Source organism: Streptomyces sp. XY431, from assembly GCF_001279805.1.
Lineage (GTDB): Bacteria > Actinomycetota > Actinomycetes > Streptomycetales > Streptomycetaceae > Kitasatospora > Kitasatospora purpeofusca.
Genome location: NZ_LGDO01000291.1, coordinates 1 through 22,926, shown reverse-complemented (window position 1 = coordinate 22,926; position 22,926 = coordinate 1). Strand labels below are relative to the sequence as shown.

At 73.9% G+C, this 22,926-nt stretch carries 18 protein-coding genes; 11 read left to right on the top strand and 7 right to left on the bottom strand.

Annotation, left to right across the window (positions count from 1 at the left end; all coding sequences use genetic code 11):
- The first annotated feature begins 181 nt into the window (after positions 1 to 181).
- Positions 182 to 4,315: a glycoside hydrolase family 84 protein gene (locus ADK60_RS23930; protein ID WP_234371229.1), complete on the top strand. Its 4,134-nt coding sequence runs from the start codon at positions 182 to 184 to the stop codon at positions 4,313 to 4,315.
- 150 nt (positions 4,316 to 4,465) lie between these two features.
- Here the strand turns inward: ADK60_RS23930 and ADK60_RS23925 are convergent, their stop codons facing one another.
- Positions 4,466 to 5,110: an HNH endonuclease gene (locus ADK60_RS23925; RefSeq protein ID WP_045943600.1), complete on the bottom strand. Its 645-nt coding sequence runs from the start codon at positions 5,108 to 5,110 to the stop codon at positions 4,466 to 4,468.
- A 468-nt stretch (positions 5,111 to 5,578) separates the two neighbouring features.
- Here ADK60_RS23925 and ADK60_RS23920 point away from each other — a divergent pair, with 468 nt between their 5' ends.
- Positions 5,579 to 6,793 carry a mechanosensitive ion channel family protein gene (locus ADK60_RS23920; RefSeq protein ID WP_079008649.1) on the top strand — a complete coding sequence of 405 codons (1,215 nt, stop codon included), beginning with the start codon at positions 5,579 to 5,581 and terminating at the stop codon, positions 6,791 to 6,793.
- A gap of 76 nt (positions 6,794 to 6,869) precedes the next feature.
- Here ADK60_RS23920 and ADK60_RS23915 read toward each other — a convergent pair whose 3' ends face one another.
- On the bottom strand, positions 6,870 to 7,436 hold the full coding sequence (locus tag ADK60_RS23915) for a tetratricopeptide repeat protein (RefSeq protein WP_053648798.1): 567 nt from the start codon (positions 7,434 to 7,436) through the stop codon (positions 6,870 to 6,872).
- A gap of 297 nt (positions 7,437 to 7,733) precedes the next feature.
- Between ADK60_RS23915 and ADK60_RS23910 the strand changes: the two genes are divergently transcribed.
- The 8 genes from ADK60_RS23910 (at position 7,734) to ADK60_RS23875 (ending at position 16,971) form a co-directional block, all read left to right on the top strand.
- Positions 7,734 to 8,921 (top strand): ROK family transcriptional regulator, encoded by a 1,188-nt coding sequence (locus ADK60_RS23910; protein ID WP_053648796.1) that lies wholly within the window; start codon positions 7,734 to 7,736, stop codon positions 8,919 to 8,921.
- Positions 8,922 to 9,062: 141 nt separating this feature from the next.
- Entirely contained in the window at positions 9,063 to 10,424 is a 1,362-nt protein-coding gene (locus ADK60_RS23905) for an ABC transporter substrate-binding protein (RefSeq protein WP_078897065.1), read from the top strand.
- 38 nt (positions 10,425 to 10,462) lie between these two features.
- The gene (locus tag ADK60_RS23900; protein WP_030395018.1) at positions 10,463 to 11,413 is read left to right on the top strand and encodes a carbohydrate ABC transporter permease; all 951 of its coding nucleotides are present in this window, start codon (positions 10,463 to 10,465) and stop codon (positions 11,411 to 11,413) included.
- Between the two features lie 21 nt (positions 11,414 to 11,434).
- The gene (locus tag ADK60_RS23895; protein ID WP_045943596.1) at positions 11,435 to 12,358 is read left to right on the top strand and encodes a carbohydrate ABC transporter permease; all 924 of its coding nucleotides are present in this window, start codon (positions 11,435 to 11,437) and stop codon (positions 12,356 to 12,358) included.
- The gene (locus tag ADK60_RS23890) at positions 12,358 to 13,647 is read left to right on the top strand and encodes a 6-phospho-beta-glucosidase (RefSeq protein ID WP_053648795.1); all 1,290 of its coding nucleotides are present in this window, start codon (positions 12,358 to 12,360) and stop codon (positions 13,645 to 13,647) included. The genes ADK60_RS23895 and ADK60_RS23890 overlap by 1 nt, the downstream gene beginning before the upstream one ends.
- Before the next feature lie 190 nt (positions 13,648 to 13,837).
- Positions 13,838 to 14,857 (top strand): N-acetylglucosamine kinase, encoded by a 1,020-nt coding sequence (locus ADK60_RS23885; RefSeq protein WP_053648793.1) that lies wholly within the window; start codon positions 13,838 to 13,840, stop codon positions 14,855 to 14,857.
- 295 nt (positions 14,858 to 15,152) lie between these two features.
- On the top strand, positions 15,153 to 15,743 hold the full coding sequence (locus ADK60_RS23880; protein WP_053648791.1) for a hypothetical protein: 591 nt from the start codon (positions 15,153 to 15,155) through the stop codon (positions 15,741 to 15,743).
- 301 nt (positions 15,744 to 16,044) lie between these two features.
- Complete coding sequence (locus tag ADK60_RS23875) at positions 16,045 to 16,971, top strand: GNAT family N-acetyltransferase (RefSeq protein WP_053648788.1); 927 nt, start codon at positions 16,045 to 16,047, stop codon at positions 16,969 to 16,971.
- Positions 16,972 to 17,040: 69 nt separating this feature from the next.
- On the opposite strand, the gene ADK60_RS23870 is transcribed toward ADK60_RS23875, so the two are convergent.
- Together ADK60_RS23870 and ADK60_RS23865 are read right to left on the bottom strand one after the other, a co-directional pair.
- On the bottom strand, positions 17,041 to 17,922 hold the full coding sequence (locus ADK60_RS23870; RefSeq protein ID WP_053648786.1) for a hypothetical protein: 882 nt from the start codon (positions 17,920 to 17,922) through the stop codon (positions 17,041 to 17,043).
- A gap of 29 nt (positions 17,923 to 17,951) precedes the next feature.
- Positions 17,952 to 18,524, bottom strand: coding sequence for a papain-like cysteine protease family protein (locus ADK60_RS23865; protein WP_045939685.1), 573 nt, complete (start codon positions 18,522 to 18,524; stop codon positions 17,952 to 17,954).
- Positions 18,525 to 18,737: 213 nt separating this feature from the next.
- On the opposite strand from ADK60_RS23865, the gene ADK60_RS23860 reads away from it, so the two are divergent.
- Entirely contained in the window at positions 18,738 to 19,529 is a 792-nt protein-coding gene (locus tag ADK60_RS23860) for a hypothetical protein (protein WP_053648784.1), read from the top strand.
- A 58-nt stretch (positions 19,530 to 19,587) separates the two neighbouring features.
- On the opposite strand, the gene ADK60_RS23855 is transcribed toward ADK60_RS23860, so the two are convergent.
- From ADK60_RS23855 to ADK60_RS23845, 3 genes are all read right to left on the bottom strand, one after another.
- Positions 19,588 to 20,154 carry a DUF4291 domain-containing protein gene (locus tag ADK60_RS23855; RefSeq protein WP_045939687.1) on the bottom strand — a complete coding sequence of 189 codons (567 nt, stop codon included), beginning with the start codon at positions 20,152 to 20,154 and terminating at the stop codon, positions 19,588 to 19,590.
- Between the two features lie 194 nt (positions 20,155 to 20,348).
- Entirely contained in the window at positions 20,349 to 22,154 is a 1,806-nt protein-coding gene (locus ADK60_RS23850; RefSeq protein WP_353612682.1) for a glycoside hydrolase family 3 protein, read from the bottom strand.
- A complete protein-coding gene (locus ADK60_RS23845) occupies positions 22,151 to 22,891 on the bottom strand; it encodes a tyrosine-protein phosphatase (RefSeq protein WP_053648782.1) in 741 nt (246 codons plus the stop codon). Before ADK60_RS23845 ends, ADK60_RS23850 begins: the two co-directional genes overlap by 4 nt.
- Positions 22,892 to 22,926: the final 35 nt, after the last annotated feature.

Below are 22,926 nucleotides of genomic sequence, written 5' to 3'. Positions count from 1 at the left end.
CCGTCGGCACCGGACGAAAGCGCCCCGGAGGCGAGCCGAGCCCAAAAAAGGGCAGTTCACGAAGGGTTGCAGTCGCGGGTAAATCGGACAAAGTCGGCATACCCGTCGACGACGTTGACACCGTCAAACAGAGCTGGTGGGCTGTGCCGCGATGTGGTTCCGGCCTGGCTAGGAGGCTCCTGTGCAAGCCCGAGTGTCCGAGGTGGCCGGCCGGCGGTTCCGTCAGCAGCTGGAGCAGAGCCCGGCGCTGCGCGAGGTGCTCCAGCACCCGACGGCGATCGCGGCCCGCCGGGCCACCGCACGGACGTGCCGTCAACTGGCACCCAGGACGGCCGACCGGCTGATCGCCGACCTCAAGGGCACCTCGCCGCTGCTGCCTTCGGTCCGGGCCGAGCGCGCCCTGTCCGCCCGCCCGGGGGCGCCGAGCCGGCGGACCCTCCAGGTGGCGGCCACCCTGTCGGCGGCCGCCGTGGTCGGCGGTCTGCTGGTGAGCGGCCCGGCCGCGTACGCCGTGGCGCCCGGGTACACGCCGGGTCCGGATGTGGTGAGCACCGCGAGCGGTACACCGCAGACCCCGCTCGGCAGTCTGGGCGACCCCCAGGTGTTCCCGCGTCCGCAGGAGCAGCGCGTGGCCGGGAAGCCGGTCACCGTGCCTGGCGCCGTCGCCCTGGTGACCGCGGCGAACGCGGACCCCGGCGCGGTGGCCGCGGTGCGGGAGGTCCTCGGCATCGCCGGCGCGACCGCCGTGACCACGCTGCCGCAGCCGGCACCGCCGGTGGCCGGCTCGCTGGTGGTGTACGTCGGCGGACCCGCCGAGGGCGCGGGCGGCGACACCGACCGGATCCTGCGCGAACTCGCCGTGGCGGCCGGCGGCAAGGACACCGCCGCGCCCACCACCGCCGGGCTGCCGTCCGGCGGCCATGTGCTGGCGGCCGGTCAGCTGCCGGTGGCCGGCGGCGGCAGCTACGGCGCGGTGGTGCTGGCCGGCGCCGACGCGGCCGGCACCTTCTACGCCGCGCAGTCGCTGCGCCAGCTGCTGGCGGCCGTCCCGGCGGAGCAGGGCCAGGCGCCCGGTGCGGCCGGCCTCGGGCTGCCCGGGATCGTGCTGCGCGACTGGCCGTCCGGCGCGCCGGTGCGCGGGACCGCCGAGGCGTTCTACGGCACCCCGTGGACGCAGCAGCAGCGGCTCGACCAGCTGGACTTCCTCGGCCGGTCGAAGCAGAACTTCTACCTCTACGCGCCGGGCGACGACCCGTACCGGCTGGCCCGCTGGCGGGACGCCTACCCGCAGGAGCGGGAGAACGACCTGCGCGCGCTGGGCGCCCGCGCCGCACGCAACCATGTCACCCTCGGTTACGCGATCGACCCCGGGCAGTCCTTCTGCTTCAGTTCCGGGAAGGACGCGGACGCCCTGGTCGCCAAGCTGGACGGGCTGCGCAGGCTCGGCTTCTCGGCGTTCCAGCTGCAGTTCCTGGACGTGTCCTACGAGGAGTGGCACTGCTCCGACGACCGGTCCAAGTACGGCACCGGCCCGGCCGCGGCCGCGAAGGCGCAGGCGGAGCTGACCGCCAAGGTGCAGGACCGGCTGATCGCGCGGAACCCGGGCCTGGCGCCGCTGTCGGTCGTCCCCACCGAGTACCACCAGCAGGGCTCCAGCCCGTACCGGACGGCGCTGGCCGCCGCGCTGCCCTCCGGCGTGCAGGTGGCCTGGAGCGGCGTCGGGGTGATCCCGGAGCGGATCACCGGCACGCAGGTCGCGGACACCGGTGGCCTGTACGGGCACCCGCTGGTCACCATGGACAACTACCCGGTCAACGACGCCACCCCGGACCGGCTCTTCCTGGGCGCCTACACCGGCCGGGACAGCGAGGTGGCGACCAGGTCGGCCGTCATGCTGACCGGTGCGATGCGGCAGCCGGTGGCCTCCCGGATCGCGCTATCCACGGCCGGCGACTTCGCCTGGAACCCGGCCGCCTACAAGCCGGAGGACTCCTGGCGGGCGGCGCTGCGCTCGCTGGCCGGTCCGACCGGCGCGACGGCCACTCCGACCGGGGAGACCCTGGCCGCGGTCACCGCGCTGGCCGGGAACAGCGTCTCCTCGCCGCTGGCCAAGCAGGAGTCCGGCTATCTGCTGCCGCTGATGGACCGGTTCTGGGCGTCCGCCGAGCCGACCTCGGGGGCGGCGCCGGACCTGGCGCGGCTGATCGAGTCGGCCGCCCCGCTGCGGGAGGCGTTCACCGCGATGGCCGGCGCCCAGCAGACCCTGGCCGCCGCCCAGGCCACCGCCCCGCTGGCCGCCGAGGCCGCGTCCTGGCTGGCGCCGCTGCGCGACTTCGGGCTGGCCGGGCAGTCCGCCCTGGACATGCTGCTGGCCCAGCGCGGCGGCGACGGCGGGGCGGCCTGGAAGGCCCGGGTGGAGCTGACCAAGCTGCGCGAGCAGCTCGGCCAGAGCCCGGCGACGGTCGGCGCGGGCGTGCTCGGCCCGTTCCTGGAGCGGGCGCTGCAGGCGGCCGACACCTGGGCCGGGGTGCAGAGCGGCGGCATCACCGCGACCACCACCCTGGGCACCGCGCACGACCACCTGCCGGCGCTGATGGCCGACGGCGTCGCCGACACCTTCTACTGGAGCTCGGCGCCGCCGCAGCAGGGCGACTCGGTCGGCCTGGACCTCGGCGGCGGGCGCCCGGTCGGCACTGTCACCGTGCTGATGGGCTCCTGGGGCAGCGGCCCGGACGGGCAGAGCGCGCAGGACGACTACATCCGGGACGGCGTGCTGGAGTACTCCACCGGGGAGGGCGGCTGGAAGAAGCTGGCCTCGGTGAAGAACCAGAAGTCCGTCTCGGCCCAGGTGCCGGCCGGGACGGTGGTCCGGGCGGTACGACTGCGGGCCACCGCCGCGCAGAAGACCGCAGTCGCGGTGCGGGAGTTCTCGGTGACGGCGCCGGACGAGCTGCCGGCCAGTGTCTCCGGCGGCCCGGCCGCGCTGCCCGGTTCCTCGGCCGCCGCCGTGCTGGACGGCAACCCGGACACCGCCTACCGGGCGGCCACCGCGCCGACCGCGCAGGACGAGCCGCTGACGGTCGAGCTGGGCGCCGCCCGGCCGCTGGACCGGCTGACCGTGCTCACCGACCCGGGGGTGCGGGCCTCGGCGACCGTCGCGGTGCGGCACCCGGACGGCACCTGGACCGAGATCGGCACCGTGCAGCCGGGGTGGAACGAGCTCGCGGCCGGCGGTCTGCCCGCCGACGCGTTCCGGCTGGCCTGGAAGCCGGGCGGGGAGCCGCCCGTGGTCAACCAGGTGATCCCCTGGTACGCGGACGCCCCGGCGGCCCGGCTGAGCCTGGCCGACGCCTCGGTGGACGCGGTGACCGGGGAGGCCGTGCCGGTGCAGGCCCGGGTCACCGTCGAGGCCGGCCGGCCGGAGGGGGTCACCGGGGAGCTGCGCACCGAGGTGCCGGCCGTCGCCAAGGGGCTGACCGTGGCGCCGGTGACCGGGGTGAGTGTGCCGCGCGGCGGCAAGGTCGGCGTGCCACTGCTGGTCACCGCCGGGCCGGAGACGCCGTCCGGGACGTACCAGGTGCCGGTGGTGTTCGTGGCCGGCCAGACCACGGTCCGCCAGGTGCTCCAGGTGCATGTCGTGCCGCCGACCGGCGGTCCCGATCTGGCGATCACCGCGCAGGCCACCTCCTCGGGCGACGAGACTCCGAACTTCCCGGCCTCGGCGGTGGCCGACCAGGACCCGAAGAGCCGCTGGTCCTCGCCGGCGGCGGACGACGCCTGGGTGCAGCTGGAGCTGCCGAAGGCGACCCACCTGGGCTCGGCGGTGCTGCACTGGCAGGCCGCGTACGCCGCCGCTTACAAGATCCAGTCCTCGGCGGACGGGCGTTCCTGGACCACGGTCGCGACCGCCGGGGACGGCAGGGGCGGCAACGAGACGGTGCGCTTCGACGCGCCGGGCGCGAAGTTCCTGCGGATCCAGGGCGTGGCCAGGGCGACCAAGTACGGCTACTCGCTCTGGGGCGTCGAGCTGTACGCCGTCGCCCCGGTGGACGGCCAGGTGGCGCCTCCGGTGACGCCTCCGGTCACCCCGCCGGTGACGCCGCCGACCGGGCAGCCGGGCGGCGGCCAGCAGTCGGGCGGCCAGACCGACGGTCCGGGGGGCGGGACGGCGACCACGCCGCCGGCCGTGCCGACGCCCTCGGCCTCCCCGACCGGGCCGACCCCCTCCCCGACCGCCACCGGCGCGGGTGGCGGTGCCGGTGCCGGTGCCGGCACTCCGAGCGGCAGTCCGACCGGTTCGCGGCCGAAGCCCTAGCTGTTCCGTCCCGTCGCGGGCGCCGAACGGCGGGCCGCCGTCCGTCCCGCACGAGGGCGAACGGCGGGCCGCCGCGCTCCCCGGTGCGGGGTGCGCGGCGGCCCATGAGGCGTACCGGGAATATGACGGGCAAGCCCTTGTGGTGCGGACTCAGGCGGAGAGCGGTTCCGAGTGCTCACCGCGGCGGACGGGGGCGGGGTGGCCGGCGTGGGCCCGGCCGAGTGGGACCGGGTGGGCCGGGTCGGTATGGTCGTGGTGTTCGTACTCGCCCCACTGCGGGGCGCGCAGCTGGTCGTTCCCGCCGTACGGCTCCAGGTAGGGCCGCCAGCGCGGGTCCTTGATCCCGGTGCCGATGATCCGCCAGGCCAGGCCGCTGGGCGGCGCGGGTGGTCGTTTCATCCGCCAGCCGAGTTCGGTGAGGTGGCGGTCGGCCTTGGTGTGGTTGCAGCGGCGGCAGGCCGCCACCACGTTGTCCCAGCGGTGCTGGCCTCCCCGGCTGCGCGGGATGACGTGGTCGACGCTGGTGGCGGCGGCCCCGCAGTAGACACAACGACCGTGGTCGCGGGCGAACAGCGCCCGGCGGGTGAGCGGGACCGGCCCGCAGAACGGGACCCGGACGAAGCGGGTCAGTCGGACGACGGACGGCGCCGGAAGGGCGCTGGTGGCGCTGTGCAGAGTGACCCCCGAGTCCTCCAGGCTGACCGCCTTGTGATTGAGGACGAGGATGAGTGCGCGGCGCATCGATACGACGCCGAGTGGCTCGTAGGACGCGTTGAGGACCAGGACATGCGGCACGGATGCCTCCTTGGACGCCTGCGGCGCGTGGCTCGCGCCGGGACGAGCGGTTCGATCACGCAACGGGTGCGTGATCCACCCCAGTGTCGCCTTACGCCTTTGTACGGCGCCACCACTCCTGTGTAACGGACCGGATGTGAACTCCGGGTGTGGGTTCTGTCATACCCGGTATGCCCGGGGGAAGCGCGAGTTGCACTCCGGTGCCCCTCCGGGGTGTCGCCGGGGCGCCGACGGGCTGTCGCTGGGCCAGGTGGAGCAGCGCGGAACGCGGCGTGCGGGGGCGTTGACGGGGCGTCCGGACGGGTGCGCACGCCCTGCGGCGGGCCGGGCCGGCCCGTTCGGCGTGTCAAGCCCGCGGTCGGACGGCGGCTAGGGTAGGCGGACGGTCCGCAGGCCAGGGGCGTGCCAACCCCGGGTGGGCACTGCGGCGGCGGACCGGGTCACGACCCCTGCAGGAAGGTCCCGCACGTGTTCCGCTCCGGTGCCGCCGGCCTCCTCGCCGACGCGTCCACCACGACGCCGGCCTCGACGCCCGCGCCGTCCCCGACTCCCACGGCCCCGGAGTTGCCGGACCTCAGAATCCCGACCAGCGCGCAGGAGGTTTCCGACACCACCCGGCAGGCCGCCAGCTGGTTCGACTCGCACTGGCAGGACTGGCTGGCGAGCGGCGTCCGGATCGTCTTCATCATCGTGCTGGCCCTGGTGCTGCGGGCGATGGTGCGCAAGGTGATCACCCAGCTGATAACGCGGATGGTGCGGCCGGGCGAGAACGAGGACGAGCCCAGCCGGCTGGGCGGGCTGCTGGCCAACACCGGGGTGGTCAACCCCGAGCGGCGCCAGCAGCGGGCCGAGGCGATCGGCTCGGTGCTGCGCAGCGTCGCGTCCTTCTCGATCCTGGGCACGGCGGCGCTGATGGTGCTGTCCGCGCTCGGGGTGAACCTGGCGCCGCTGCTGGCGAGCGCCGGTGTGGCCGGTGTGGCGATCGGTTTCGGCGCCCGCAACCTGGTCACCGACTTCCTCTCCGGGGTCTTCATGATCATGGAGGACCAGTACGGCGTCGGCGACGAGATCGACACCGGGGTGGCCACCGGCACGGTGCTGGAGGTCGGCCTGCGGGTGACCAAGCTGCGCGGCGCGGGTGGCGAGATCTGGTACATCCGCAACGGCGAGGTGAAGCGCATCGCCAATATGAGCCAGGGCTGGTCGACCGCCTCGGTGGACGTCCAGGTCGGCTACAAGGAGGACCTGGAGCGGGTCGAGGCGCTGATCAAGGACACCGCGGAGACGCTGGCCAAGGAGTCGCCGTTCGACGAGCTGGTCTGGGCGCCGTTCTCGGTGCTGGGCGTGGAGTCGGTCGCGGCGGACTCGGTGGTGCTGCGGGTCGAGGCGCGGACCGCCCCCGGCAAGTCGCTGAGTGTGGGGCGGGCGCTGCGCCAGCGGCTCAAGGAGGTCTTCGACGAGGCCGGGATCAAGGTCAAGGAGGAGGTCGCGCCGGCCGTCGCCGCGGGCGCGGCCGCCGGGACGGCCGCCGCGATGGTGCTGAGCACCGCTGCGGCGCCGGCGCCGGGCACCGACCCGGCCCCGCCGTCCGCGCTGGCCGACCCGTCCTCGGCGGGCTACAAGGCGGCGACGCCGATCCCGGCCCCACCGTCCGCACCGGTCGACCCGACCAGGGCTCCCTGACCTCGGCGCAACGCCACCTGGGCCCCGTCCCCGAGCCGCTCGGGGACGGGGCTCCGCACTGCCCGGGGGCGGGGTGTCAGGCCCTCGGTGCCGCTGCCGCGGCACCGTCGAGCAGCAGTTCGACCCGGTCCAGTGCCGCCTGCGTCGACTCGACCAGCTCGGTGTTCCCCTTGGCGATCCGCAGCCTCAGAGCTTCTTGCAGATGGCTCCTGGCCCCTGCGAGATCTCCTCGCTCCATCAGGTGCTTGCCGGTGTGCTGGAGCGCGAAGTCGAGGAGTTCCGGGTGCCGGCTGCGCGCGGTGTTCAGCGCGCTGCGGTAGAGCGCGTCCGCCGCCTGCACGTCACCGGCGTAGCGGTGCGCGTCCGCCAGGTTGAGCCCGGTGGCGACGACCGCTCCGGTGCTGCCGATCGCCGTGGCGAGGTCGAGCGACTGCCTGAGGAACGTGCGGGCGTCCTCATGGTGGCCCAGGCACATCTCGCCGAGGCCGATCCATCTCGTCAGGACCCGAGTACGCGCGGGGTCGGTCTCCTCGGGCAAGGCCCCCAGTTCCTCACGCAGTCGGCCGACCGCGGCGGCCAGCTCGTTCCGGTCGGTGGGGACCATACGCAGGCTGTCGTCCTGCGTGATGAGGTGCTGGAGCACTTGACCCTCCCTCGTTCGGTTCTGCTCAGCGTGGCACTGCGGCTCGTCGGTCTACTGACGCACATCGGCCCTACCGCGAATTCCGTCGCCGCTTCGGCCGCGCCGAAGCGGCGACGGGCGGGGTTTCGCAGTGCCCGGAGGCCGTCCGGTAACGAGTCGGCATCCTCCGTGCGAAGGGCCATTGACACTCTGCTGACGGGGCCCGTACGGTCCTGTCCCAAGCGACTGGAAAGTTTCCTAACAGTTCGCCGCTGGTCCGACCGGAATACCGGCCGCCCCGAGGAGGAGGATCGTCGCGTGACCAGAAGCCACACCAAGGCCCCCCTCGCCGGCACTCCCAGCCTGCTGCGGGCCATCAACGACCGCGCCGCGCTCGAACTGCTGCTGGCGAACGGACCGCTCTCCCGCACCCAGATCGGCACTCTCACCGGGCTCTCCAAGCCGACCGCCTCCCAGCTGCTGGCCCGGCTGGAGGCGGCCGGGCTGGTGCTGCCGGTGGGGACCACGGCCGGCGGGCCGGGGCCCAACGCGCAGCTTTACCAGGTGAATCCCGCCGCCGGTTACGTCGCCGGACTGGACGTCACCAACAGCCATGTCCGGGTCGCGGTCGCCGACATCAGCGGCGCCACGCTCTCCGAGCACGTCGTCCCCACCAAGGGCTGGCAGGCCGCCGCGACCGTGCCCCGGGTGGCCGCCGCGGTCGCCGAGGCGGTCCGCGCCGCCGGGCTGGCCGAGGACGCACTGCACACCGTGGTGATCGGCGTCGGCGGCGCGCCCGACCCGGTCACCGGCAAGCTGCGGTACGCCTCGCACCTGCCCGGCTGGCACGCGCCCCGGCTGGTCGAGGGGCTGGCCGAGGCGATCGGCGCGCCGGTGACGATCGAGAACGACGTGAACCTCGCCGCCGTCGCGGAGCAGTCCTCCGGCGCGGCCGGCGGCTTCGAGGACTTCGTGCTGCTGTGGGCGGGCGAGGGCACCGGCGCCGCGATCGTGATCGCCGGCCGGCTGCACCGCGGCTTCACCGGCGGCGCCGGGGAGGTCGGCTACATGCCGGTGCCCGGCTCGCCGGTCCGGGACGTCCGCCGGCGCAACTCCGGCGGGTTCCAGGAACTGGTCGGCGCCCCCGCCGTCCGGGCCCTGGCCAAGGAGCACGGGTTCGCCGCGCCGACCGCCGAGGAGGCGGTCGCCCGGGCCCTCGCCACCCCGGGCACGGGGGACGCCTTCCTCACCGAACTGGCCGTCCGGCTGGCCGTCGGCCTGGCCGTGATCGTCGCCGTCGTCGACCCCCGACTGGTGGTGCTCTCCGGCGGGGTCCCGACCGCCGGCGGCGAACGGCTGCGGGCCCTGGTCGAGGAGGAGCTGGCCAGGATCTCGCCCGCCCGGCCCGAGGTCCGGGGCAGCGCGCTGACCGGCTCACCCGTCCTGATCGGCGCGCTGGCCCGCGCGCTGGCCGCCGCCCGCGAGGCGGTCTTCTCGACCCACTGACGTCCGACACACTGCCCGACGCACCGCCCCAGGCCCGACGCACAGCCTGCACCGCTCGACCCTGCACCCACCTCTCCCCATCCCGAACGCGGGACCCGAGGCAATGACGCCTGCCCGCGGCACCCCCAGGAGGACCTCGAAGTGCAATCCACCACCTCCCCCGCCCGCAGAAGCCGCCGGACGCTCGCCGCGGTCACCGGCAGCGCCGTCCTCGCCCTGCTCGCCACCGCCTGCACCGGCAGCAGCGACGGCGGCGGCAGCGACGACTCCGCCAGTGGCAAGGACGTCACGATCACCTTCTGGCACGGCTGGAGCCAGGACTCCGAGGTGAAGGCGATCAACGACAACATCGCCGCCTTCGAGAAGGCCCACCCCAACATCCACGTCAAGGCCGTCGGCAACATCGCCGACGACAAGGTCAACCAGGCCCTGCGGGCCGGCGGCGACGACGCCCCCGACGTGGTGTCCTCCTTCACCACCAACAACGTCGGCATGTTCTGTTCGACCAAGGCCTTCGTCGACCTCAAGCCGCTGCTGGCCAAGGACGGCATCGACGCCGCCAAGACCTTCCCGGCCGCGATGCTCAACTACACGCAGTTCCAGGGCAACCAGTGCTCCCTGCCGCTGCTCGGCGACGCCTTCGGCCTGTACTACAACAAGAAGGCCTTCGCCGACGCGGGCATCGCCGCCCCGCCGAAGACCTTCACCGAGTTCGCCGAGGTCGCCAACAAGCTCACCGTCCCCGAGGGCGACGGCTACAAGCAGCTCGGCTTCATGCCGCTCTACCACGGCTACGAGTCGACCACCGAGCACTTCCTCGGCCAGTACGGCCCCACCTACTTCGACCCCGCCGGCAAGTCCACCGTCGCCACCGACCCGAAGGTCGCCGCGATGATGAAGTGGCAGAAGAGCATGGTCGACAAGCTCGGCGGCTACGACAAGCTGGAGAAGTACCGCGCCACCTTCGGCGAGGAGTTCAGCGCCAAGAACCCGTTCCACACCGGCCAGGTCGCGATGGCCATCGACGGCGAGTGGCGCACCGCCTCGCTCGCCACCGACAAGCCGGACTTCGAGTGGGCCACCGCCCCGTTCCCGGTGCCGGACGACCAGCAGGACACCTACGGCCGCGGCTACCAGACCGGCACCATCGTCGGCATCGCCAGCACCAGCAAGAAGCAGGCCGCCGCCTGGGAGTTCGTGAAGTTCCTGACCACCGACACCGACGCGGTCGTCTCCTTCGCCAACGCGATCCACAACGTGCCGAGCACCTTCGCCGCGCTGGAGTCGCCGAAGCTGATCGCCGACGAGAACTTCAAGACCTTCGTGAACATCGCCAAGCACGCCAGCTCCGGCACCACGCCGGCCGTGGTCAACGGCGGCGGCTACCTGGTCTCCGTGCAGAACCTCGGCTACGACTACGAGTCCGGCAAGCAGACCGACCTCACGGCCGGCCTCACCGCCACCGCCAAGGAGATCGACGCCGCCATCGCCCAGGCCAAGTAGCGCGCACCCCGCACGCCCGGCCCGTCCTCGGAGCTCCCATGTCACTCGCGTCCGCCACCCGCAAGGGGGCCGGAGCGACCGCCCCGGCGGCCCGCACCCTCGCCTTCCTCTCCCCCTGGCTGATCGGCTTCAGCGTCTTCTTCCTGTACCCGCTGATCTCGACGATCTACTTCTCGTTCACCAAGTACAACGGCTTCGGCTCGCCCACCTTCACCGGCCTGAAGAACTGGGACTACGTCTTCAACGACCTCCCGGCGTTCTGGCAGGGCCTGCGCAACACCCTGTGGCTGGTCGTCGTCATGGTGAGCCTGCGGGTGGCGTTCGGTCTCGGCATCGGGATGCTGATCACCAAGATCAAGTCCGGGGTCGGCTTCTTCCGGACCGCCTTCTACCTGCCGTACCTGGCCCCGCCGGTGGCTGCCACCGTCGCCTTCGCCTTCCTGCTCAACCCCGGCACCGGCCCGGTGAACCACTTCCTCGGCGAGATCGGGCTGCCGCAGCCCGGCTGGTTCGCCGACCCGAACTGGTCGAAGCCCGCGCTCACCCTGCTCGCCATGTGGGGCGTCGGCGACCTGATGGTCATCTTCATGGCGTCCCTGCTGGACGTCCCGAAGGAGCAGTACGAGGCCGCCGAGCTCGACGGGGCCGGCCCGTTCCAGCGGTTCCGCTACGTCACCCTGCCGAACATCTCGCCGATCATCATGTTCGCGGTGGTCACCGGCGTCATCCAGACCATGCAGTACTACACGCAGGCCTTCGTCGCCGGGAGGGTCGCCGCCGGCAACGCGGGCAACTCCGGCCAGCAGTTCGAGCCCGGCTACCCGAACGGCTCCACCTGGACCCTGCCGCAGATGGTCTACAACCTCGGCTTCCAGCGCTTCAACTACGGCGCGGCGTGCGTCGTGGCCCTGGTGCTGTTCGTCATCTCGATGGCCGTGACCTCGGTGCTGATGCGCCGCAAGTCCGGCTTCATGGCCAGCGACGACTAGCGGCCCAGTGAGGACACGATCATGACTCTCAGCTCGACCCTCCCCTCCGAGGCACCCGGGAAGCGGACCGGCCGGGGCGTCACCCGCGGCCCCGTCACCGCCGCCGAGCGGGTCGCCCGCCGGCGCGCGCTGCTCAACTGGGTGGCCGTCCACTCGCTGGCGATCGCCGCCGGCCTCTTCTTCCTGCTGCCGTTCGTCTTCGTCTTCCTCACCTCGGTGATGACCGACAGCCAGGCACTCACCACCGACTACTGGCCCACCTCCTGGAACTGGGGCAACTACGGCAAGGTCTGGAACACCCCCGGCTTCCTCACCTGGTGGCGCAACACCCTGCTCTACGCGCTCGCCGGCACCCTGCTGACCGTCGTCTCCAGCCTGCCGGTCGCCTACGCCCTCGCGAAGTTCCGCTTCCGCGGCCGCAACCTGGCGATGATGGCGGTCATCTCGATGATGATGCTGCCGCCGCAGGTCACCATCATCCCGATGTACCTGTTCTGGGCGAAGCAGCTGGGCCTCGGCGGCTCGCTCTGGCCGCTGATCATCCCGATGGCCTTCGGCGACGCCTTCTCGATCTTCCTGCTGCGGCAGTTCCTGCTGACCATCCCCAAGGAGTACATCGAGGCGGCCCGGATCGACGGCTGCGGCGAACTGCGCACCCTGCTGCGGGTGGTCCTGCCGATGGCCAAGCCGGCCATCGCCGCCGTCGCGCTGTTCCAGTTCTTCTACTGCTGGAACGACTACTTCGGCCCGCAGATCTACGCCAGCAGCAACCACGACGCCTGGACCCTCTCCTACGGACTGGAGTCCTTCAAGGGCGCCCACCACACCAACTGGAACCTCACCATGGCCGCCACCCTGCTGGTGATGGCCCCGGTGATCGTCCTCTTCTTCTTCGCACAGAAGGCCTTCATCGAAGGCGTGACACTGACAGGGGTCAAGGGCTGATGTCCGCACTCAAACTGGCCATCATCGGCGGCGGTTCGACGTACACCCCGGAGCTGATCGACGGCTTCGCCAGGCTCCGCGACACCCTGCCGATCGGCGAACTCGTCCTCGTCGACCCGGCCGCCGACCGGCTGGAGCTGATCGGCGGGCTGGCCCGGCGGATCTTCGCCAAGCAGGGCCACGGCGCGGTCGTCACCACGACCACCGACATCGAGGCCGGCGGCGCGGACGCCGACGCGGTGCTGCTGCAGCTGCGGGTCGGCGGACAGGCCGCCCGCAACCAGGACGAGACCTGGCCGCTGGAGTGCGGTTGCGTCGGCCAGGAGACCACCGGCGCGGGCGGCCTCGCCAAGGCGCTGCGCACCGTCCCGGTGGTGCTCGACATCGCCGAGAAGGTCCGGCGGGCCAACCCGGACGCCTGGATCGTCGACTTCACCAACCCGGTCGGCATCGTCACCCGCGCGCTGCGGGAGGCCGGCCACAAGGCCGTCGGCCTGTGCAACGTGGCGATCGGCTTCCAGCGCCGCTTCGCCAAGCACCTCGGCGTCGACCCGGAGCTGGTCCGGCTCGACCACGTCGGCCTGAACCACCTCAGCTGGGAGCGCGGCGTCACCCTGCTGGACGCGCCCGGCGCGACCGGCGGCCGGGAGGTGCTGCCGGAGCTGCTGGCCGGTTTCGGCAAGGAGATCGCCGACGACATCCGGCTGCCGCAGCGGGTGGTCGAGCGGCTCGGCGTCGTGCCGTCCTACTACCTGCGGTACTTCTACCAGCACGACCTGGTGGTGGAGGAGCTGAAGGTCAAGGGCTCCCGGGCCGCCGAGGTCGCCGAGATCGAGCGGCAGCTGCTGGAGCTGTACGCCGACCCGGCCCTCGACACCAAGCCGGAGCTGCTCGACCGGCGCGGCGGCGCGTTCTACTCCGAGGCCGCGGTGCAGCTCATCGCCGCGCTGCTGGGCACCGGCGGCGGGACCTCGGTGCAGGTGGTGAACACCCGCAACGACGGAGTGCTGCCGTTCCTGCCCGACGACGCCGTGATCGAGGTGCCGGCCGAGGTCGACGCGGCGGGCGTGCGCCCGCTGCCGCAGCGCCCGCTGGAGCCGCTGTACGCCGGCCTGGTCGCCGCCGTCACCTCCTACGAGCACCTGGCCCTGGACGCCGCCCTGCGCGGCGGTCGCGACCGGGTCTTCGACGCACTGCTCGCCCACCCGCTGGTCGGCCAGATCGAACTCGCCGACCGGCTCACGGACCGGCTGCTCGCCCACAACCGCGAGCACCTCGCCTGGGCCTGACCCGCCCGGCCTCCGCGCCGGTCCCGTCCCGGCGCCGGACGGGCCCCCGGACCCCCGGCCCGCACCCCGTGGGGGGAGTGCGGGCCGGGCCACCGGCGGCCCGGCGGCCCGGCGGACGCCGGAAGGAGAAGCCATCCCCGGCCGGGAAAGACCCCCGGCCGGGCCACGTACGACGAGCCGCGGGGACCCGATGACCCACCAGCCCGAACCACACCTGCCCGGCGTCCTCGCCATCGACGCCGGCAACTCCAAGACCGACGTCGCCCTCGTCGGCGCCGACGGCCGTGTCCTCGGCTCCGCCCGGGGCGGCGGCTTCACACCGCAGAAGACCGGTGGCGTCGCCGCCGTGGCCGGCCTCGCCCCGCTGGTCGAGGAGGCCGCCGCGGCCGCCGGGCTGACCGGCTGGACCGGCCCGCTGACCAGCCACGTCAGCGCCTGCCTGGCCAACGCCGACCTCCCGGTCGAGGAGGAGGGCCTGCGCGTGGCGCTGGAGTCCCACCCCTGGGGCGTCAGCAACACCGTGGTCAACGACACCTTCGGCCTGCTGCGGGCCGGCACCGACGGCCCGCGCGGGGTCGCCGTCGTCTGCGGCGCCGGCATCAACTGCGTCGGACTGCTGCCGGACGGCCGCACCGCCCGCTTCCCCGCCCTCGGCGAACTCACCGGCGACTGGGGCGGCGGCTCCGGCCTGGCCGTCAGCAGCATGTGGCACGCGGTCCGCGCGGAGGACGGGCGCGGCGGGCCGACCGCGCTCGCGCCCGCGATCGCCGAGCACTTCGGCCTGCCCAGCGCCGTCGCCGTCGCCGAGGCCGTCCACCTCGGGCACCTGCCGTTCGCCCGGCTGCACGAGATCGTGCGGGTGCTGTTCGCGGTCGCCGGGGAGGGCGACCGGGCGGCGCTGGAGCTGATCGACCGGCAGGCCGACGAGATCGCCCGGCTCGCGCTGGTCGCCCTGCGCCGCCTCGACCTGCTGGACACGCCGACCCCGGTGGTGCTCGGCGGCGGAGTGCTGGCCGCCCGGCAGTCGCTGCTGCTGGACAACCTGACCGCCCGCCTGGCGCGGGAGGCGCCGCTCGCGGAGCCCCGGGTGGTCGTCGCGCCGCCGGTGCTGGGCGCGGTCCTGCTCGGCCTGGACCACCTGCGGGCCGGGCCGCAGGCGCAGGAGCGGGCGCGGCGGGCCTACGACCCGGCGCACCCGGTGGCCGCGTAGCCGCGCTCGCCCGCTCCCCGTCCTCCGCTCCCCCGCTCTCCGCCCTCTGTCCTCCGCCCCCGCCGGGCCCGCACGCCCGGCGGGGGCGGTCGTGCGTCCGGGACGGAAACAGTGGGGGGCGGTGGCCGGCGGGGACGGTGGAGCGGGAGCGCCACCCCGACAGCACTTTGCAAAGTGCTGTCGGGACTTTGCAAAGTGCTCCGGGGCGGCGGTGGCAGCAAAGCGGAACCGGTCGGACGGATTCCACGTGTACGCGGGTGTCTCGTCCGGTCACGTTCCTGGAAGACTCATCCCCATGACCGCGCCCCGCCGCCTCCTCCTCGCCGTGCTGCTCTGCTGCGCCGTCACCACCGGCCTGTCCGCCTGCACCCCGATCGACGAGGACCCGACACTGGCGATGTCCTCGGACGAGGTCGGCGACACCTACGACGCCGAGGACACCGACGACCTCGAAGACCCCGGGGAGGGCGGCTACCCGGACACCGAGGAGTACTGGTCGGCCCCCGAGGCCGGGGCCGACCTCGACCTCGCCTCCCCCGCCGTCTCCCCCACGGCTTGCGCGACCGGGGCCGGGCACCGGGTGGTCAAGGTCCTCGACGTCCGGGACGGCCGGCTGAGCGTCCGCCCGGTGCCGCCCGGCTGCCACCCCGACGCCGAACCGGTCGACCTCGCCCTGGCGGCACACGCCACCGCCACCCTGGTCGACCTCCCGCACGACGAGCCGGCCAAGGAGGTCCAGCTGCCCGTCCTCCTGGACCACCTCGACACCTGTCTGTCCGGCGGCGAGCCCGAGCTCCCCTACGCCTGCTACGGCGACACCTACGACCTGGTCGTGGACGCCCGCGGCCGGATCACCCGGATCCGGGAGCTGCGGGCGTCCTCCTGAGCCGTCCCGAGTCGTCCCGCGCGGGCGGCGGGACCGGCCCTTTTCGACGGCGCGGCTTGACCTCACGTGCGGTTGAGGTTGTCGGATGGTTCGTGACCGGTCCGAGCCACGCGGTCGATGCCCAGTCAGCGGCGTGGTCCTGGACCGGTCCCGGGGGCCGCCTCCGATCCTGCGATCGTGCCAGGAGGCGGCCCCCTCTCCCGTCCCCCCGGCCCGAGCGGTCCACCGCATCCCGGCCACCGCATCCGGTCTGCCGAATCCGGTCGACAGGAGCGGCGCGGGTGGCGCAGAGTCAGGACGCATGACGGATCTCGCCGGACTCCCGCCGCTCCCCGCCCGCTACCGGTCCGCGCCGGCGGCCGTCGCCGACGCCCCCGCCGTCGCCCGGCTGGTCGCCGCCTGCGAGCGCGACCTGCTCGGCCGCACCGAGAGCGCGCCGGGCGAGGTCGCCGCCGACCTCGCGCACCCCGGCCTCGACCCCGCCCGGGACGCCCTGCTGGTGCGGGACGGCCGCGGCGAGGTGGCCGGCTGGGCGTGGGTGCGCGGCGGACGGCGGAGCCGGGTGGACGTCCACCCCGGGCACCGGGGCGCCGGGTTGGGCGGGTGGCTGCTCGACTGGACCGAGGAACGGGCCCGGCGGGCGGGCGGGGAACGGCTCGCGCAGGCCGTGGAGGACGGCGACCGGGCCGCCGTGGGGCTGCTGCGCTCGCGCGGCTATCTGCCGTTCGTCTCCCAGTGGCAGCTGGGGATCGCCCTGCCCGCCGCTCCGGTCGCGGCCGCGCCGCCGCCCGGGGTCTCCGTGCGGCCGTTCCGCCCGGGCGACGAGCGGGCGGCGCACCGGATGACCGAGGACGCGTTCGACGAGTGGCAGGTGCGGCGCAGTCCCTACGAGGAGTGGGCGCCGCGGACGGTCGGGCACGACTCGTTCGCGCCCGCGCTCTCCCGGGTGGCCTTCGCCGGCGGGGAGATGGTGGGCGCGGCGCTGGCCCTGGACGTGCCGGGCTGCGGCGAGGGCCATGTCGAGCGGCTGGCCGTCCGCGCCGACCACCGGCACCGGGGGATCGCGCGGCTGCTGCTCGGCGAGGTGTTCGGCGCGTTCCACCGGCACGGCCGCGAGCGGTGCACCCTGTGGACGCACTCGGAGACCGGCGCGCTGCCGCTGTACGAGCGGTTGGGGATGACGGTCCGGCGCACCTCGTCGATGTACGGCAAGGCCCTCGGCGGCTAGGGCCGGTCTCTGGACGGGCCGCCGCCCCGGCCCCGCCGTTCGGGCGGGGCCGGGGCGGCGGCGGGGTGCTCAGGCCGTGCCGCGGCGGCGGCGCCGGAGCCGGCCGAGGGCGGCGACGCCGCCCGCGAGCGCGAGGGCCACGATCGAACCTCCCGCGAGCAGGGGCGTGCGGGAGGACGGTTCGGCCGGCCGGCCGTCGGCCCCGTAGCCGCTGGACATGCCCCGGGTGTCGTACTCGGTACCGGGCAGCTTGTCGGCGTAGCGGGCCTTGACCAGCTTCTGGTAGTCGGCCAGCGGCACCGCCGACTTGCCGTCGAGCCCTTCCCTGGCCTGGTCGTTGAGCGGCTCCACGGTGGTGAGCGTCAGCCGGTACCAGCCGCGGATCTGCGGCTCGGTGAAGACCAGGGAGCCGGGCGTCGCGCTGCCCGCGTACCCGGCGTCGCTGTCGCCGTCCCGCACCCCCGCCAGGTGCCAGCCGCCGCCCTCGGTCGGGGCGAGCAGCACGGTGGCGGTGCGGTCGTTGACGGCGCCGCCGAGGGCGGAGACCAGGTGGCTCAGCCGGACTGCCGCGGTGGGGACCGGCAGCGCCGTGCCCGCGACGAAGTCCGGGGTGATCTCGTGCACCGCGAGCGGGTCCTTGAGCGTGAACGCGGGCAGGCCGGCGCACGGTTCGGCCGTGTCGGGGACCGTCACCACGGTGTCGGACCCGGTCTCGGACCCGGCCCCGGGCAGCGGGGTGGCGAGGAAGCGGCAGACGGCGTCGTGGACGCCGACCGACCGCACCACGTCCAGGGCGGCCTGGTAGTCGGGGATGTCGACGGCCCGGGCCGGGCCGGCGGCGGACAGCAGCACGGACGCGCCCAGGACCAGGGCGAGCGGCAGCCGGGCGAGCGGGGTGAGCCGGGTGGGCCGGGTGGCATTCCGGCCGACGGGGACAGCTCGGTCACTCATGTGTCGTCCTCCTTCTCTGTCTTCTCGGTCTAGCCGGAGATGCCGGTGCGGGAGTGCGTCCACCGGAACGAGCTGTTGTTGACGTAGTCGTTGTAGTTCCACCAGGTGTAGGTGGTGGTGTCCGGCCACGGGTCGCCGACGGCGATGGTGCTGTTCGAGGTGTCGAAGCCGTAGACGACGTTCATGTGGCCCCCGCCGGTCTTCCAGCCGATCCGGGCGCCGAGCGGCCGGGCGGCCTTGACGTCGGTGGTGACCTCGGCGAACGACGCCGCGCGGCCGAGGCCGGTACCGATGTTGGCCATGCCCAGGCTGTACCAGGCGTTGGCCATGTCCTCGAGCCTGGCGGGCTGGTTGTCGCAGCTCGGCCCGCCGCTGTACTGGGAGGCACGGGAACAGAAGTCCGCCTGCGTGGTGCCGTATCCCTGGAACTTGGCGATGGTGAGCCCGGAGGCCGACCAGCACCACTGGGTCTTCTCCTGCTTCAGCATGGTGATCTGGTCGTAGGCGGACTCCGCCCGGGCCGTACCGCCGGCGGCCAGGAGGACCGCCGAGGCCGCGAGTGCCAAAGCCGGTCCGGTGACGGTGTATCTGAATCTGCTCATGTCCCTGCCTTCCCATGGGGCGTGGGCTGCCCAGCGCCATGACAGCGCGGACCACGGCCGTTCACCGGACGGCTCGTCGGAGGCAGGGCCAAAGGAGTTGTTAGCCGTATAAGATCCGGATGGCTTGAATCATTCGTAGCCGTAGGGTCCTTGGGGCACGTGGGTGTCACGGTGCCGGCCGACCCGTCGACAACTCCCGGAGTCACCATCCCCATGCGCCGACCCGTCCGCCCTGCCGGCGTCGCCACCTCTGCCACCACCGCCACCACTGCCGCCGCCGGTGCCGCTGCCGCGCTGCTGCTGCTCACCGGCTGCAGCGGCGGGAACCTGTCCGCCCCGGCCGCCCCGCCTGCCGCGGCCACCCCGGTCGCCACGTCCACCGCCGTCGGCACCCCCACCGCGAGGCCCGAGGTCGACCCGGCCGCGGCCGTGGCGAGGGCGGGCAAGGAGCCGTACGCCGTCTCGGTCCGGTCGACGATCGAGATCGACGGGGAGGTGTTCATGGACATCACCTCGCGACAGAACCACAACACCCTGTACACCGGCCGGCAGGAACGTCACATCGGCGGCAGAACGACGGAGATCGTCGTCACCGCCGACGCCGAGTACCACCGTGTCGGCGGCCCGTCCGGCACCTGGACCAGAAGCTCGCTGCGATTCAACGACACCGCGGAGTACGACCTCGCGGGCTACGCCCCGGTCCTGCTCTCCCTCGGCCCGGAAGCCCGCAAGGGCGTGGAGACCCGCGACGGCGTTCTCGTCCACCACCTCGGCGGACATCTGGACCTCGACCGGCTCGGCCAGGTCTCCGCGCGGGCGCGCTCCGACGCGGAGTCCGAAGGCGCCACGGGCATCGACCTCGACCAGTGGATCGACGTCGACGGCCGCACCCGCTACGCCGAGAAGCGCTGGACCGAGGGCGGGACGACGGCCCTGGTCACGATGGCGTTCAGCGACTACGGCCCGCCCGAGGTCTTCGACTCCCCGATAGTGAACGGGGCCTGACGCGTCGGCACCGCCGGGCGGGGGGCCGTCCGGCGGTGCCGTGCCGGGGCGTTCCGAGTCAGCCGTCCGCGCCCAGCCGGGCCGCGATCGGGGCGGGCAGCGGGTACGGGCGCTCGGGCGGGAGGAGTCGCTGGGCCTGGGCCGCCCGGCCGCCCTGGACGAGGGCGGCGATCTTCCGGGCCTGCGGGGTGAGGTCGGTGATGCCGGTGATCCACTCCTCGGCGAAGGTCCGGACCAGGGTGCGGCCCACGCCCACCTGGATGCTGTAGTGGTTGAGCGCGGCGCCCCGCAGCGAGCGCTCCGGGTCCCACTGGACGTGCACCTCGGCGCGGGCGAGCTCCGCCGGGTCGGCGGTGGTCAGGACGGCGCGGCGCAGGGCCTCCTCCCAGCCGGCGCGGGTGATCCGGACGGCGAGCACGCGTTCCTGGCCGGGCTTGCGCGCCCAGTTGCTGCGGTGCATCAACCAGGCGAACGAGGGCTTGATCCAGGTCATCCGGCCGAAGGAGAACGGCGGTACGAACCGCTGGGCGGCGAGCGCGGGTTCGGCGACGGCGGGGGCGTACGCCTGGTAGAGGGTGATGGTGGTGGCGTCGAAGTCGGCCCGGATCCCGTGCTGCTGCTGCATGGCGCACGACTCTGCCAGCGGCACGGTGGGCGGAGCGACCGGTTTTCGACCGGGCCGCCGCGCCCGGGCCGCCGCGGACCCGGGCCGATCCACCGGACAAAACAGGAGGTGCGGAGCAGGAAGTCGACCGGACCGACTTCCTGCTCCGCACCTTCTGCTCCGCACCTCCTGCTCCGGGACGGGCCGGGTGTGCCTCAGAGCGGGCGGCCCCCGTCGCGCGGGGCGGTCGGGTGGCCGAAGCGGAACAGTGGGTCGGCGGTGTCGAAGGGGACGTCCTCGCGGGCGGCGTCGACGGCCGCGTCGGAGCGCGGGAGGTCGAAGGGGAGGGTGCCGGTCATCGGGGTGCGGCCGAGGACGGCGTCCAGGACGATGTCGTCGGCGGCGCCGAACTCGCCGACCAGCAGGGCCGCGTGGGGTGCCAGCGGGGTGAGGACGGCGGGGCGCTCCAGCTGGGCGACGAGCGCCGTGGGCAGTGCCCGGGCCAGCTCCGCCAGCCGGGCCGCCTCGGCCGGTTCGAACTCCAGCGAGCCGGAGTGGAAGGCCTGCTCCAGCAGCCCCTCGCGCTGCTCGTAGGGCGTGGCGAGGCGGACCACCGCGAGGTCGGCGTCCTCGGGCCGGTCGACGACGGTGCCGTAGCGGGCGGCCACGGCCGGGTCGACGCCCTCGACGTAGAGGCGGGGTCCGGTGAGCGGGCGGCCGGAGAGGTGGACCAGCGAGCGGGCCTGGAGCTCACGGCCCAGGGTGCGGCCCTCGGGCGCGCCGACCAGTTCGACGGCGGCCTCGACGTCCACGTAGGGGTCGTCGAACAGGCCGAGGCGGAACTTGTCGCGCAGGATGCGGCGGACGGACTCGTCGAGGCGTGCCTCGGTGACGGCGCCGGAGCGGAGCACGCCGAGGATCAGTTCCGGGTCGGTCTCGCCGCCGAGCTGGTCGGCCCCGGCGTGCAGGGTCAGCGCCACCTGCTCCGGCACGGACAGCTCCTCGACGCCCCAGTGGCGCGGCGGCAGGCTGACGATGCCGGGGACGTCCATGCCGGTGATGGCGTTGAAGTCGGTGCAGACCACACCGTCGAAGCCGTACTTGCCGCGCAGCAGACCGGTGATGACGTCGTGGTTGAAGTTGGCGCCGACCTCGGCCAGGCCGCTGCCGGAGGGGATCGCGTAGGCGGGCATGATCTGCGCGGTGCCGGCCTCGAACGCGGCCTCGAAGGGGCGCAGGTGCCGGTCGAGCGCGCCGCCCGGGTAGACCAGCCGGTGGCCGGCCGCGAAGTGCGAGTCCTCGCCCTTGAACTGCGGGCCGCCGCCGGGGAAGTGCTTGGTCATGCAGGCGACGCTGTCCGGGCCGATCGGCCCGCCCTGGAGGCCGCGGATGTAGGCGGCGATGATCCGGGAGGCGCGGTCCGGGTCCTCGCCGAAGGTGCCGCTGATCCGGGCCCAGCGCGGTTCGGTGGCGAGGTCGGCCATCGGGTGGATGGCGACCCGGATGCCGACGGCCCGCAGTTCGCGGCCGATCAGCGCGGCGTACCGCTCGACGAGTTCCGGGTCGTCGGTGGCGGCCAGCCCGATCGGCTCGGGGCCGGTGGAGAAGCCGCCGCCGGTGAAGGCGGTGGCCGGGTTGGCGGTGAAGCCGTGCCGGGGGTCGGAGGCGAGGGTGACCGGGATGCCGAGGCGGGCGGCGGCGGCGAGGTCCTGGACGTGGTTGTTCCACTCGGCCATGGCGCGGGCGTCGGGGACGGCCATCATGGCGAAGGCGGTGAGGCCGCGTTCGGCGATCAGGTGCTCGCCGGAGGGGAAGGGGCCCTGGTTGCCGGGGAGCATCCGGCCGTGGAGCATCAGGGCGGCCTTCTCCGCCTGGGTCATCCGGGCCAGGAGGTCCTCGACGCGTTCCTCGACGGGCAGCCGCGGGTCCTCGTAGGGCTCCATGGTGCCGTTGTGGTTGAGGTCGCGGAACGGCGTGCCGTCGGTGTGGTGCAGCAGCGCCGGGCGGCTCGCGGCGCTCACGCGGTCACCCCGGCGGCGGCCTTGGCGCGGAAGGCCGCGACGGTCCCGGCGTCCACGCCGCAGTGGGCGAGGAAGCCCTCGGTGCCGCCGTAGCGGCTGCCGATCAGCTCCAGGAAGGCCGCCATCGCGCCGGCCGGGGCCTCCAGCAGCGGGCGGGGGACGACCAGGGTGCCGTTCTCGTAGTCGTTCAGCGCGGCCCGGTTGCGCTCGGCCAGGCCCTCGAAGATCTGGGTCAGGGCCGCGCCGGTGCGGGCGTAGTCGGCGACGATCTCCTCGGTGGGCACGCCGAGCAGGTCGAGCAGCAGGGCGGTGAGGAGTCCGGTGCGGTCCTTGCCGGCGGCGCAGTGCAGCAGCACGCCGCCGGGGCGGGCGGCGGCCTCGACGGCGAGCTTGACGGCCTCGGGGGCGGACTCGGCCATCAGCAGGTAGAAGGCGCCGAGGTCGGCGTCGGTGGTCATGGCCCGCATGGCGGCCTCCAGCGCGCCGCTGGTGGGCTGGATGCGGGCGGCGACCACCTCGACACCGTCGGCCGCCGACACCGCCCAGTCGTCGTCCCGGACCTCGGCGTCGCCGCGCAGGTCGACGATCGTGCGGACGCCGGCGGTGCGCAGCTGGGCAGAGATGCCGGCGTTGTCGTTGGGGAACGGCTGGGCGGAGCGGTACAGGGCGCCGGGGCGGATCCAGCGGCCGGCGGGGTCGGCGAGGGTGGCGGGGTCGCGGAAGTTGACCAGGGGCATGGGGGGGGCCTCTCGGGGGGGGCGGGCTGGGGGGA